Annotated in this window: 12 protein-coding genes; 4 read left to right on the forward strand and 8 right to left on the reverse strand. The window is 47.5% G+C overall.

Annotation, left to right across the window (positions count from 1 at the left end; genetic code table 11):
- The first annotated feature begins 24 nt into the window (after positions 1-24).
- Together AC1VYS_RS01905 and AC1VYS_RS01910 are read left to right on the forward strand one after the other, a co-directional pair.
- Complete coding sequence (locus AC1VYS_RS01905) at positions 25-1,161, forward strand: glycoside hydrolase family 88 protein (protein ID WP_482912757.1); 1,137 nt, start codon at positions 25-27, stop codon at positions 1,159-1,161.
- 21 nt (positions 1,162-1,182) lie between these two features.
- Complete coding sequence (locus AC1VYS_RS01910) at positions 1,183-1,671, forward strand: NUDIX hydrolase (protein ID WP_482912758.1); 489 nt, start codon at positions 1,183-1,185, stop codon at positions 1,669-1,671.
- A gap of 108 nt (positions 1,672-1,779) precedes the next feature.
- Here the strand turns inward: AC1VYS_RS01910 and AC1VYS_RS01915 are convergent, their stop codons facing one another.
- Positions 1,780-2,385: a methyltransferase domain-containing protein gene (locus tag AC1VYS_RS01915; protein WP_482912759.1), complete on the reverse strand. Its 606-nt coding sequence runs from the start codon at positions 2,383-2,385 to the stop codon at positions 1,780-1,782.
- Between the two features lie 273 nt (positions 2,386-2,658).
- Between AC1VYS_RS01915 and AC1VYS_RS01920 the strand changes: the two genes are divergently transcribed.
- Complete coding sequence (locus AC1VYS_RS01920) at positions 2,659-5,031, forward strand: Ig-like domain-containing protein (protein WP_482912760.1); 2,373 nt, start codon at positions 2,659-2,661, stop codon at positions 5,029-5,031.
- Positions 5,032-5,240: 209 nt separating this feature from the next.
- Here AC1VYS_RS01920 and chrA read toward each other — a convergent pair whose 3' ends face one another.
- The 7 genes from chrA to AC1VYS_RS01955 form a co-directional block, all read right to left on the reverse strand.
- Positions 5,241-5,786, reverse strand: a complete 546-nt coding sequence (gene chrA, locus AC1VYS_RS01925; RefSeq protein ID WP_441926715.1) for a chromate efflux transporter ChrA — start codon at positions 5,784-5,786, stop codon at positions 5,241-5,243.
- A gap of 1 nt (position 5,787) precedes the next feature.
- Complete coding sequence (gene chrB, locus AC1VYS_RS01930) at positions 5,788-6,375, reverse strand: chromate efflux transporter ChrB (protein WP_482912761.1); 588 nt, start codon at positions 6,373-6,375, stop codon at positions 5,788-5,790.
- A gap of 12 nt (positions 6,376-6,387) precedes the next feature.
- Entirely contained in the window at positions 6,388-6,882 is a 495-nt protein-coding gene (gene chrS / locus AC1VYS_RS01935) for a chromate efflux transcriptional regulator ChrS (protein ID WP_482912762.1), read from the reverse strand.
- A 328-nt stretch (positions 6,883-7,210) separates the two neighbouring features.
- The gene (locus AC1VYS_RS01940) at positions 7,211-8,326 is read right to left on the reverse strand and encodes a PAS domain-containing protein (RefSeq protein ID WP_482912763.1); all 1,116 of its coding nucleotides are present in this window, start codon (positions 8,324-8,326) and stop codon (positions 7,211-7,213) included.
- Positions 8,319-8,969, reverse strand: coding sequence for a response regulator (locus tag AC1VYS_RS01945; protein WP_090919046.1), 651 nt, complete (start codon positions 8,967-8,969; stop codon positions 8,319-8,321). The genes AC1VYS_RS01940 and AC1VYS_RS01945 overlap by 8 nt, the downstream gene beginning before the upstream one ends.
- A 185-nt stretch (positions 8,970-9,154) precedes the next feature.
- On the reverse strand, positions 9,155-9,580 hold the full coding sequence (locus tag AC1VYS_RS01950) for a GAF domain-containing protein (RefSeq protein WP_482912764.1): 426 nt from the start codon (positions 9,578-9,580) through the stop codon (positions 9,155-9,157).
- 386 nt (positions 9,581-9,966) lie between these two features.
- Positions 9,967-10,800 (reverse strand): hypothetical protein, encoded by an 834-nt coding sequence (locus AC1VYS_RS01955; protein WP_482912765.1) that lies wholly within the window; start codon positions 10,798-10,800, stop codon positions 9,967-9,969.
- Between the two features lie 284 nt (positions 10,801-11,084).
- On the opposite strand from AC1VYS_RS01955, the gene AC1VYS_RS01960 reads away from it, so the two are divergent.
- On the forward strand, positions 11,085-11,861 hold the full coding sequence (locus AC1VYS_RS01960; protein WP_482912766.1) for a Crp/Fnr family transcriptional regulator: 777 nt from the start codon (positions 11,085-11,087) through the stop codon (positions 11,859-11,861).
- The last annotated feature ends 236 nt before the right edge of the window (positions 11,862-12,097 follow it).

A 12,097-nucleotide genomic window follows, 5' to 3' on the forward strand; every position in this document is an offset into this window, starting at 1 on the left:
CGCATAGAAACTGGAGGGATGATCATGGGTACTTCAACATCGGCAATATGGCTGGAGCAAGCATGGCAACAAGGGGTTAACCAAACGATTCGGAATGCGAAACGAATCAAGGATACCTTTCCTCATATTTCACCGCAGGGTATATATGATAAAAATGATCCGGAATGGTGGACAGCTGGCTTCTGGCCTGGGCTGTTATGGCTAGTGTACCGCGATGCTCCGGGTCACGAAGCGGCGGCAGAGCTGCTACGCATCACGGATAGCTGTGAGCGGCAGCTCGAAGGTTGTCTGCGTGATCCGGATGCTGTGGATCACGATCTGGGTTTCATCTGGCTGCTTAGTGGCGTAGCCAGCTATCGCCAGATGGGCAGCGAGGATGGGCGCCGCCGCGGCCTGCTGGCCGCGAATCTGCTCGCTGCCCGCTTTCACGTGCGCGGAGAGTTCATCCGCGCATGGAACTTCCGCTCGTCGGTGATGGACACGCGCGGCGTTGCCATCATCGACAGCATGATGAACCTGCCGCTGCTCTACTGGGCATCCGAGCAGAGCGGCGATCCTCGCTTCCGCTGGCTGGCGGAAGCGCATGCGGACACCGTGGCGCGCGAATTCGTCCGCGCAGACGGGTCCATCTGCCACGTGGTGGAGTTTGATCCACACACGGGGCAGAAGCTGCGGGAGCATGGCGGCCAAGGCCATGCTCCCGGGTCCGCCTGGGCGCGGGGCACCGCCTGGGCGTTGCACGGGTTTGCGCTGTCTTTCCGGTATACGGGCGAGGCCCGATATCTGGAGACAGCGGAGCGGGCGGCCGATTTCTTCCTCGCCATGCTTGGCGAAGACATCGTGCCGGTGTGGGATTTTCGCGCGCCTGCGGAGCATCGGGCGGCGTGGGACTCGTCCGCTGCGGCGATTGCCGCGAGCGGCCTGTTCGAGCTCGCGAAGCTGTCGCCGCGCAGGCCAATCTACGCCGCCGCGGGAGAGCGCATCGTCCGCGGCTTGTATGAGCATTACAGCTCCGGCGAATCCACAGCGGAGGAAGGGCTCATCATGCAGGGAACGGTGCATTACCCGGAAGGCCGGGGTATCAATGTGCCGATCATTTACGGCGATTATTTCTATATGGAGGCGCTCGCGAAACTGCGCGGAAGTGAGGGTTTATTTTAACTAAAAGCAGGAGGTTCTAACATGTCATTCCCGACACATATCGTATCAGCAGGCGGAATTGTAGAAGATGGAGAGGGAAATATTTTGTTGGTTAAAGCCCATGATGATGGCTGGGTATATCCTGGCGGGATAACCGAAGTTGGAGAGAACCTGATGGACGGCGTAATCCGTGAAATCCAAGAGGAAAGTGGGATCATTGCAACGGTTAGCCATTTAATAAGTGTCGTTTCGAATACAGCTATTCATAAGTGGTATGACGGTGTAACGGATGTCCCTACAAAAGTCATGTTTGATTTTGTGTGCAGAGCAGAGGGTGGAGAGTTAACGACTTCTGATGAAACGAGTGAGTGCAGGTGGGTTCCCAAGGAAAATGTTCTGGATTGGATCACCTTACCTGCCATTCGCATGCGCTATGAGGCGTATTTAAACTTCAACGGTTCTGTAAACTATCTGGAGTATAGTACTGCGACATCGACAGAATTCCATGTCAAACTCCAAAGGCATATTTAAATACATGTAAAGTAGTATCGTTGAACATCTGTCTAGTTGAACAGAAGCAAGAAATAGAACCACCTATTACAGGCTGGTTCTATTTTTGGTGTTTTTTCAGAAGGAGATTTACTTCGCAGGTGAACGCTTCAGAATGACAAAGTCGGCAGAGGATTGCTCGGGGTATCGCTGGCGAATAATCTCATGCACTTTGAATTCGGGATAATCAAATAGATAATGGAACAAATTCCGATCTTGTATGGTTTGTACGCCGGAATCACCTTGCTCCTTCAGCCTTGTGTAGAGCACCACCCATTGGGTCGAGGTATGGAGAACATCGCTAAGGGTAGCCCGAAAGTCTGCTTCATCCGTAATATGATATAGCACATCCAGACAGACGGTCAGATCGGCTTGTAGAAAGCCGCGATTGAACCACAGACCCGGTGTATACACCATGAAGCTTTTGGAAGGATCGCTGGCATATAGAGACGCGCATTGTTTTACCGAGGAGGCCGCTACATCCATACCCAGATATTCGCCATAGTTCATATATTTCAACTGATTCCCATCCCCGCAGCCAAATTCGATGACTCGGTGAATCCCTTCACGCTGAATTAATGCATTGACTACCTCAGCTTTGAATTCGGCCAGCACGCCATAAGAACCTCTACCTGATGTTTCACCTGAACGATAGGTTTGCTCCCAATAGTGAATGTAATCAAATGACTGCTTCATGTTGATTTCCTCCGATTCTGAAAAAATGATGTTGTCCTCCAGGCCGAATCATAATCCTTATAGTCAATTTATGCACCGCGGGTATCGTTATGAATAGGATTCAAAGATCAACGCTTTTTCCCGACATATTTCCACATGGCCTCCATAGTAATGACATAGTCGGTTGAATTTCCATATAATTACCTGAAAATTTCCTGAAAGTCTAAACATCTGGAAAGCACCTGCCGACATTAATTATAGTAGGAAAAAAATGACGATTATCGGAGGGAAATGATGTTAAAGCCAAGATTGACCAAGTACATGGTGATGATGCTGGTGTTGATGCTGAGTATTTCCAACGTAGGCTTGGCCGCTGCGGCAGAGAAGGAACTATCTAAAATTGTGGTTTCCAAAAATGAAATGTCGCTCGAAGTAGGCGAATCGGGATCTGTAACGGTAACGGGGGTATATACGGATAATACCTCGGCTAACGTGACAGTTAGCTCATCCTGGAGCAGTAACGATCCTTCGATAGCAACTGCATATAATGGTTCAATTACAGCCAAACAGGAAGGTACAGCTACACTAACAGCAACGTACAAAGGGCTGAGTCAGGATGTTCAGGTTAAAGTAACGAAGAAAGTCAAAGCTCTTTCGAAAAATGTGCAAAGCCTGGATCTCCGTATGGGTGAAACGAAAGACATCGTGTTAACGGCTACGTATAGCGACAATATGACCGATGCAAACGTGGCTAACACGGCAGCATGGACAACCAGTGATGAGAAGGTTGCAACTGTGGTCAATGGTAAAGTGACTGGCCAAAAAGCAGGAACAGCAGTAATCACAGCGAAACTGGGCACTCAGAGTGTAACGGTAGAAGTGAACGTGGAAGTTGTTAAACGTGTGGATGTGGACAAAAATCAGGTAAGTCTTCTGCTTAAACAAATGGAAAGCGTGAAGTTAACAGCAACCTATCCAGACGGAACCACCAAGGATGTAACTGATCTTGCAGAGTGGACATCCAGCAATGAAAAGGTTGCAGATGTGCTGAAAGGTGATATTACAGGCTATTCAGCAGGTTCTGCCAAAATTACAGGTAAATACGGAACCAAATCGGTCTCTGTAGACGTAGATGTGGATCTGACGAGCAAGTTAAGCGTGGGGAAACAGAGCATTTTCTTCCGCTTGAGCGACACGGATAAAACCTCTAATGTCACACTTACAGCTTCGTATCCTAACAGTAGTGATGTGAATGTAACCGATCAGGCAACATGGACGTCCAGCAATGAGAAGGTTGCTACGGTGTTCAAAGGACAGATTACAGCAGTAAGTGCAGGATCAACAATCATTAAGGCGGCATACAGTGGCAAAACAGTAGAGATCGCTGTCGATGTAGATACAGCGAGATATTTGGATATCAAAGATGTTACTGACAAACTCGCCATGAGCGTTGCAGGTGACAACAAAACGAAAAAACTCACAGCGAATGCTGAATATATCGATGCAAGCAAGGAAGATGTAACGTCTAAAGCAACGTGGACATCCAGCAATGCGGATGTTGTGTATGTGTCCAGTGGTGAACTGATCGCATATAAATCGGGTACAGCTACGATTACTGCGGCTTACGGCGGCAAAACGGTGAAATTCACAGTAAGCGTTGATGTTCCAGACAAATATGAACTGGACAAAAAGAAAGCAACCGTTGCCGTCGGCGGAACGACCTCGGCTAAAGTTCTTGCATCATACGGTGAAACGTCCAAGGATGTGTCTGAGGATGCAACCTGGAGCAGCAGTAGCGATAAAATCGCTGAGGTAGACAGTAAAGGGGTTATCACTGGGGTAGCAACAGGTAAAGCAACGATAACTGCCAAAATCGAAGGCAAAACGTTGACACTCACGGTTGAAGTGGGTATGGCTAGCGGTTTGGAGGCAGATGTAAACTTTGTTGTTCTTTCGGCAAAAGAAACCCAGTCCATTATCCTCACTGGTACAGATGGTGATGGCAATACCAAGGACGTCACAGCTGATGCGACTTGGAAAACGAGCAATTCCCGCGTAGCGGATGTGAAAAAAGGGGTAATCACAGGCAATAGCAGTGGTAAAGCCAATATCACAGCCGAATATGGCTCGCAGAAAATTACGATTCAGGTTGAAGTTGATGTGATTTCACGGATTGAAGCATCTGAACCGGCAATTTCCCTGAAATCAGGTGATTCCGTTGAGCTGAAGGTCACAGCTACCTTGAGTGATGGCAGTGAACGGGATGTTACGGATAAAGCCGAATGGAAAACGAGCAGTTACAAAGTTGCTCAAGTAACTAAAGGTAAAGTGAAGGCTCTGAACTCAGGCAAAGCCAAAATTACTGCGAAGTATGGTAGTAAATCAGTTACAGTTGCACTGGATGTAGATACATTAAAGTATTTACAGACGGATAAAGTCACGTTGACTATGAAAGTCGGTGATAAAGCAACCGTAGCAGCTACCGCAACATATATGGATGGAAGCGAAGCAGATGTGTCCAAACCGGCACTCTGGACATCCTCCCGTATCGCGACAGTTTCCGTTAAAGATGGCATAATTCAGGCAAACGGTAAGGGCAAGGCAACAATTACGGTTTCGTATGCAGGGGTAAAAACCAAAGTTAGCGTAGTAGTTGAAGCGAAGTAATTCTGTCCTTCAGGTTTATGATGATGGTTCTTCAAATTCATTCACTCGAGTGTGCGTTTGGAAAATGATGAATCAGATATAGTACATGTCAAAAAGGTGATGTCAGCATCCAAGCTGATATCACCTTTTTTTGAACCATATTTTGATGTAGAAGCATATCGTTTTCAGATTCAAGTAAGCTTGCAAGTCTGGTAAGCGATCTAATCTGGTCACATCGTATGTGACAGTACCAATGCACCGTAGGCAAAAGCAATCAGGATCAGAATAGCCGGGTGCAGCTTGGTTTTGGTCATGACCCAGAGGGAGATGCCTGCAATGATGAGCGTCTGCCAGATTCCGATCGAGCCCGTGGATACTTGACCGAATTCCCAAGTGAGCAGAATCATAAGTACAGCGATCACCGGCTGCACCAGCAAGGTCATGCCTTTGACTCTAGGTGAAGTCCGATGTTTGTTCAATAAACGAATTAACAGAATGAGTGCGGTAGCCGACGGCACAATGGTAGCCACACTGGCGATCAAGGCACCAAACCAGCCTGCAACGTGATATCCGACAAATGCGGCGATTTTTGTGGCAATGGGTCCCGGGAGAGCATTGCCAATTGCCAGTACATCACCGAACTGTTCGGTTGTCATCCAGTGGTAGTGATTCACAATCTCTTCTTGCATTAAAGGAATAGAAGCGGGACCGCCTCCATATCCCAGAATGTTCGCTACGAAAAATCCCCAAAATAATTCCCACCACGTCTGAAGCATCCTATGATACCCCCTTGTCGGAGTTACCTTTGGATTTTACACGCTGTACCAGACCGAAATGGAAGAAACCATAGACCAAGAACACCGTAATCACCAGTCCCGGATGAATATTAAGCAGCTGTAATGCGGCAAAGGCAATGACACCGAATAGGATAGCAAACCACTTCCCCAAGCCCTTCCAGGCTTTCATCGCGAATTCATAGGCCATCATGCCAAGCATCACAAAAATGACAGGCCGGACGGCTGCTACCATGCCTGCTACAATCTTGGATTCGCGCAGTGCGTACATCGAACCGAGTAGGGCAATAATAGCAATGCTTGTCGGCAAAATATGAGCGAGTACGGACACAATAGCGCCCAGTACTCCTTTCGTTTTATACCCAAGATAAGCAGCCATCTTGGTAGCAATGGGGCCCGGCAGAGCGTTGGCTATCGCCAGAATCTCGCCGAATTCATCATCACTGACCCAATTGTAACGGGTGACAGCCTCATAACGGATTAGCGGAATAACCGAAGGGCCGCCGCCATATCCCAAAATTCCGGTTCGTACCATACCGATCACGAGACCGTTGTAATCTTTCCAACTCATGCTGATATCCTCCTAGAGTCTCATGCCCATACGGCTTTTATAACGTTTTAAGAGCAGCTGTGATTCCACCTTGACGATGCCTGGCATCTTGTAGAGCTTCTCAAGCAGGAACTGCTCCATCTCTTCCATATCTGCAAAAATACCGTGCATATGCAGGGTGCTTGGGCCTGTCATATGATAAAGGCTGGTCACGGCCGGCTCCTCGTCTAACATCTCCGCAACTTCGTCCAGATAGCGAGGTTCCACATCGACATTAAAAAAGGCAGAGACCTGTAGCCCCACTTTGCCTGGATTAATCACAACGGTAAAACGTTCGATAATGCCCTTTTCCGACAATGCGTTGATGCGAGCCTGGACGGCTACGCGTGATAATCCGATCTGCGAACCTAGGTCTGTATAGGAAATCCGGCTGTTCTGATGAAGGGCAGCGATGATTTTGCGATCCATCTCGTCCAGATTGTACATTTGCGGAATTTCCCCGCCTTTGGAGGAACGTTTTTGTGACATGTTCGAATCACCCTTTTCATTTTCATATGTTCCACGATGTGTATCCGAATTTAAAGAAATAATTGAATGTGCCCATAATAAATGCAGCATTCATAGTTTAATGACGAAACGTAACTAACGTCAACTGATTTTAGAACAATTGTTAAAAATATACGCGGCAATGCCTTCATATTGTTGGATATTAGGCAAGAAAAAGACTGCGCGCTATCTGCGGCAGTCGGCAAGTCGTCATTTTCACAAGTTATGTCATGAATTTGCATCTTCAAAAGAAACTATTCTTAAGGACGGTTGGTGTTGTGACGTTTCGTTGATGTTGACGCATCATTCATTACAGATTCGTTGTCTTAGGTAGCAACAGCGTAACGGTCGTTCCCTCACCAGGTTCAGAGGATACACGTAACGTACCACCTGCTCCGCGTGCGCGTTCCTCCATGCTGAACAATCCAACACCATTCCCCGCGCTACCTTTATTAAATCCGGTTCCTTGGTCTTCAATAACCACAAGCGTGAGCTCCTCCGTATCTTCTACGGTTACTCGTGCCTCGGCAACGTCAGCGTACTTGGCCACATTGGTCAAGGCTTCCTGAATAATTCGATAAATGGCGATTTCCCGGTTCATCTCCAGCCGTTTACGCAAGTTGCACTCCAGAGTAACCTCGATACCGTAATGACGGTTATAGTTCTCGATATAGGTCCGAATGGCAGGGACTACGCCCAGATCATCCAGTACGGACGGGCGGAGTTCCCAAGCCATACCTCGAACATCCTCCATAATACCGGTAACTTGTTTCCGTAATGCTTCTACACCCGGGTTTGCTTGATCTGCCAGCAGGCGATCCATCTGAATCACAAGAGAGAACAGGCTTTGTCCAATCCCGTCATGAAGGTCACGAGAGATACGCCGCCGCTCTTCTTCCTGAATATTCATGACTTGCGACATCATCTGTTGCAGCTCAGCCTCCACTTGTTTCAGCTTGGTCACCTCACTGCGCACAGCTAAATACTGATATGGCTCGCCATCGTTATCAAGGAAAGGCACAATCGTGGTATTCACCCAGTAATGACTGCCATCTCTCGCACGATTTCGTATCTCGCCATTCCACACCTTGCCTGAAGAGATCGTGTCCCATAACGTCTTCATAAAGGCTTTGCCATGATATCCTGAGTTAATAATCCGGTGATCCTGACCTATGAGTTCCTCGCGGCTGTACTGTGAAATTTCACAGAATTTATCATTCACGTATTGGATTTTACCTAAACGATTTGTGAGCGCTACGATAGAGGATTCATCAAGTGCAAACTTCAGGTCGCTTAGTTGATGCAGTGAACCCTTCAGTTTACTTCGGAAATCGTTGTCGGAGATGTGCTGGTCAATCTCGCTGAGCAGGAGCTGAACAGGTTGGTCAGCTAATCCGCTGAGTCTGTTTTTGCGTGGCTTACTCAAAGTTTAACAACCCCTTCTTCATGGCAAACTTCACCAGTTCCGGTCTGGTGCGAAGACCGAGCTTTTCCATCAGATTACTTTTGTGAGATTCCACCGTTTTGACACTGATAACCAGATGCTCGGCAATTTCCTTATTGGCATAACCTTTGGCAATCCAGGACAAAATTTCTTTTTCCCGATCCGAGAGGGTATCATACGGCCCGGCATTTTCCTGTTTGGCTTTGTCCAGATACTCGCTCATCAATCGTTTGGTTGCGCTTGGATAGAGGTAGGCACTTCCATCGGCTACAGAACGAATGGCAGCGAGCAATTCCTCGTGGGGCGCACTCTTGAGGATGTACCCTGAAGCTCCAGCATGGATTGCACGGAACAGGTATTCCTCATCATCATGCATCGTAAGAATTAAAATCGATACATCCGGCATCAATTTTTTTAACTCTGCTGTGGCGGTCAATCCATCCTTGCCCGGGGGCATGCTGAAATCCATAAGGACCACATCGGGTTTCAGTTCCTGCGCTTTGGCAATGGCCTCGTCACCATCGGCTGCATCTCCAACAATATGTATATCGTTCTTTCCTTCAAGAAGGGCAATGAGCCCTGAACGTACGACCACATGGTCGTCAACAACTAATAATCGAATCACAATCGTTTCCCCCTGTCCGCTTCCTTCATCTATATCTATCATACCAAAAAAAGAGGCTTTTCAGAGGGTAATCTCCGAAAAGTCTCCTATTCCGTGTACAGATCACACAGGATGTATAAATGAAAAAAGAGAGATGAAGCAATGCGTATCATGAGGTGCAATCAGGTTATGCATTCTTATTCTACTTATGCGTATTGTTCCAATTGTTTGGCGACTTGCTCAGTTTGGACAACCATCTCAGGGGAAAACGTGCAGGGGGTCCTGCTTCCCACAAGCAATACACCACTTGGCAGACTGCCCTCGCTAAACATCGGCACAGCTATCGCACACACGAGTCGTTCAGCCAACATAAGCGGGCACCGATCCGGGGTATATCCTCTACTGGACTGCTCATCCAGCATGACTGTACGTCCGGTTCGGAGTGCTGTGCCTACCAGATCTTGTCCAGGGCGCATAGCCATGCGTTTGACACGTTCATTGGTTGCCCCAGAGGTATATTTCCAGCGCAGCATCGATCCAGACACACAGGCCATTCCGCAAAAATCTCCGGCGGTGCTCTGACACAGGCCGCTCATCATCTCCTGAACGGCAGATGAGACTTCATCATGCATGAGGGACACTTCCTTTTTCTCGAATCATATAGACGATTAGCTCGTCACTCATTACGTTACAATCGTTATCGTAGTCATTCATCGTTGTCACAACATATGGGAAACCTTGAACTCAAGGCTTGTTGGATGGGAAAACAGTTCACAATCAGGTTATTCCGATGTTAGTTCTATTGTAGACTGTTTCGTGGGCCTTGTAATTCAGGGAAAACCCCTATTTCACTTCTGGAAACTGCTGAACATGGCTGCTGAATCACTCGGGGAACACAAAAAATGAAAAAACAGCCGGCAACATGAGCCAACTGCTTGGTTTGAATGTGTATTCTTGAATGAGTTTGGATTTAGGAAGATTCTCCTGCAGATAAGGAAATGTACACATTATTATTTTTCTACATTGTAAATGTGCTCAGTAACGCCGGCCACACAGCGATATTCTCACGGCAAGCGGGACATGTGGTTTCACCTGCCAGATAAGGGAGGTGTGCAGCGAGTGTCTGTTCTCCGATCCTGGCTGTCCGCTCTGCTAAAACTTGTGTCTCCTCATCTGTCCATGAAGAAGCGGGAATGATGGCTTGAGCTTCCTGATTGGATTGGAAAACAGGATCTTGTTCATAAGCTTTCAGAGGCACAGCATGATTTTCATCGGGCCATATGTACAGTTCATTTTCGCAAGCGGGGCACTCAGCTACATACTCATCCCCTTCCGAAAATGTCATTAGCATATTCGCAACGATATAGGATTTGCGGAATGCGGCATCGGCAATGAGGATGTAACGTTTCTCCGTATCATCTGTGGATAGTTCGGCAGCATCGGTCAGCACTTGTTCCGTCAGCGATCTGAGCTGGTCAATGGCTTTTATATATTCAATATACATCTGCGTGCAGACACTACTGCCCACCACATCGGCCAGCTCAGTCCATGATGATGGATAGGGTGCTTGGTGCGGCTCATCACGGCTTGCTTCAATAATACCGCAGTGGATAAACAGTTCTTTGCGCACCGCTACATCGGATGTCGTACAAGCGTGATGTGCCAGAAATGGCATGACGGCGTAGGTGGCCGTATAGATTGAATTTTGATGAAACAGATACTCCTGAAACAAATCATTAAAAACCTCTTGGCTGAACTCCTGCTCCAGTTGTTGCAACAAGCCGGGTACATGTTTTGCTGAGCCATACGGACCAGATAGCCTTTCCCAAACATCATGATCAAGGGATAACATAGGATTTCCTCCTGTTCTGGAGATGCGTAAGATTGAAGATTTATAAATGAAGATTCACTAGAGTAAATACTCATAAGTATTTAACTGTATGCTAGCATTAACGCAAAAAATTGACAATTCAGAATCGGATCGCTCGCAAACGAGGCCTTTATTGGGGATATGTGACTTATCTCACAGCGAATTGGGGGAGTTTCCCGCCAAAGATCAGGTAATCCCCCGATAACCTTTCTGACCCTTTCGCGATATGATGTAATCATAAGGAATCACCGAGGGGGACGAAAATGATGGGTACAGTATTTGTGGAAAGAATCACCCAAAAAGTAGAGCGTACACAGACGGAGGCGGGCAAGATGACTCAGAGAACAGGTGGGATTCTGTCTTTTGTTACACCGGAGCAGTGGGATCTGATCGAAGAGAAAATGCAGCCTAAAAAAGTAAAGTCGGGATACAGCCTCTTTTTGGAAGGTGATGAAGCTGGATATCTGTACTACATTCGTTCGGGACGTGTGAAGTTGACCAAATCGACGGAGGATGGCAAAGAGATTATTCTGTCGATTCAGCAAAGAGGCGATCTGATCGGTGAATTCGGCGGTATTGGCGGATTGAATCACAGTTACAGTGCAGAGATGGCGGAAAAAGGGGAGCTAGCCATCATCTCGCTGACGGATCTTGAAAGTGTGCTTAGCAAAAATGGGGATCTTGCGCTGAAATTCTTGCAATGGATGGCACTTGCACAGCGCATTACACAGTCGAGATTCCGTGACCTGTTGCTCTACGGCAAAGCGGGTGCACTTGCTTCGACATTGATTCGTGCCAGCAATACGTATGGCAAGATTGTTCCAGATGGCATCGTGCTGGAGATGAAGCTGAACCATACTGAACTCGCTGAGATGATCGGGGCAACTCGGGAGAGTGTTACACGTATGCTTGGAGCGTGGAAAGAGCAGGGCACCCTTGATATGATGGACGGCAAATTAATGATCCGGGATATGGCTGCGCTCCGCTGCATGTGTGGATGCCCTTCGTTCCCAAGCTGTCCGAAAGAGCTGTGCCGTCTGTAGGAGATATTGCAATAGATTAGCTTTAAACAGCAGAACAGGTAACTTTAGAGAGAATGCACGGGTGGGGAGACACGAGAGCGGAACTGAACGGAACGGATACGAAAGTGAACGAATTGGAACTGAACGAATTGGGCATAACGGAACGGATACGGATACGATACAGATACAGATACAGATACAGATACAGATACGGATAGTGAACTGAACGAATTAAACAGAACTGAACGGATACAGAA

The organism is Paenibacillus sp. G34, assembly GCF_056856875.1.

Excerpts from the sequence above, each read along its gene's own strand:
- AC1VYS_RS01905 (WP_482912757.1), top strand. The coding sequence starts at position 25 with ATGGGTACTTCAACATCGGCAATATGGCTGGAGCAAGCATGGCAACAA.
- AC1VYS_RS01910 (WP_482912758.1), top strand. The coding sequence starts at position 1,183 with ATGTCATTCCCGACACATATCGTATCAGCAGGCGGAATTGTAGAAGAT.
- AC1VYS_RS01915 (WP_482912759.1), bottom strand. The coding sequence starts at position 2,385 with ATGAAGCAGTCATTTGATTACATTCACTATTGGGAGCAAACCTATCGT.
- AC1VYS_RS01920 (WP_482912760.1), top strand. The coding sequence starts at position 2,659 with ATGTTAAAGCCAAGATTGACCAAGTACATGGTGATGATGCTGGTGTTG.
- chrA (WP_441926715.1), bottom strand. The coding sequence starts at position 5,786 with ATGCTTCAGACGTGGTGGGAATTATTTTGGGGATTTTTCGTAGCGAAC.
- chrB (WP_482912761.1), bottom strand. The coding sequence starts at position 6,375 with ATGAGTTGGAAAGATTACAACGGTCTCGTGATCGGTATGGTACGAACC.
- chrS (WP_482912762.1), bottom strand. The coding sequence starts at position 6,882 with ATGTCACAAAAACGTTCCTCCAAAGGCGGGGAAATTCCGCAAATGTAC.
- AC1VYS_RS01950 (WP_482912764.1), bottom strand. The coding sequence starts at position 9,580 with ATGCATGATGAAGTCTCATCTGCCGTTCAGGAGATGATGAGCGGCCTG.
- AC1VYS_RS01955 (WP_482912765.1), bottom strand. The coding sequence starts at position 10,800 with ATGTTATCCCTTGATCATGATGTTTGGGAAAGGCTATCTGGTCCGTAT.
- AC1VYS_RS01960 (WP_482912766.1), top strand. The coding sequence starts at position 11,085 with ATGGGTACAGTATTTGTGGAAAGAATCACCCAAAAAGTAGAGCGTACA.